Raw genomic sequence first — 872 nt, forward strand, 5'->3', positions numbered from 1 at the left:
AAAAATCGGGCGACCAGATTGCTGATCGCGCGATCACCGATCGCATCGAGACCGATTTCATCCTTTTCGATCACCTTCGAACCATAGTCACTGGTCAGTCGGAATATGTTGTACGACTTAAACTCGGGAGCCATCGGCGCAACTCATGCCAGTCGCCCTGAGCGCGACGACGAAGGTTATCGTCCTACGCTCCCGGTTCGAGGTGCCTGGGGGGCTTCGCCACTCATTGATTATTTCGAGCGCTGTTGAGGCGCCACGGCGAACCGTTCCGACAACGCATGCTCTCATCTTTCACGGGCCCAACAATGCAAAGCCAGCGGTCCTGGGAAGGGAGTTAGCCATCGAGGTTGGTCTCCATCACCGGCCCTCGGCACAATTTGCCCGGAAGGGAGGCCCCCACCGATCCCGCAGGCCGCTCGACCGATTTCAACCGGCGAACGCGCTCGGATGCTGCCGCTCGAGGCCCGAGAATGGATCAGACGAAGGTCAGAAGCCGCTTAGGTGTTCGGACGATGATCGTGTCGATCTCCGTCTCGCTATAGCCGCGGCGACGCATCATCGGGATCACATTGGCGAAGATGTGTTGATAGCCGTGCCCGCCGAAACGCGTTAGGCGCGTGCGGTGGCAGATGTCGTGACTGATAACGATCTGCTCGAGATGCCCGCGCTTGATCAGTGCCCGCATCAGGCGCAGGCGTACAGCATCGTTCGGCATGTCAATATCCGCGTGACTGTAGTAGGACTGCTCCATGCCAAACAGGTCAAACTCGATGACGCAGCCCGTATCGGCAAGGCGCAGCAGTCGATCCTCGTCGAAGATCGTCCGGTCAATGTGGCTCATCACCATGCGATCCATGGGAGCGCCCTGCTTC

General features: G+C 58.9%; 1 protein-coding gene. It reads right to left on the bottom strand.

Annotated elements, in window-relative coordinates; all coding sequences use genetic code 11:
* Positions 1 to 475 precede the first annotated feature (475 nt).
* Positions 476 to 872 (bottom strand): phosphotriesterase family protein (locus AC0L2O_RS36250; protein ID WP_473373128.1); only part of this gene is annotated, 397 nt, incomplete at its 5' end.

The organism is Bradyrhizobium sp. Kon10 (genome assembly GCF_055807395.1).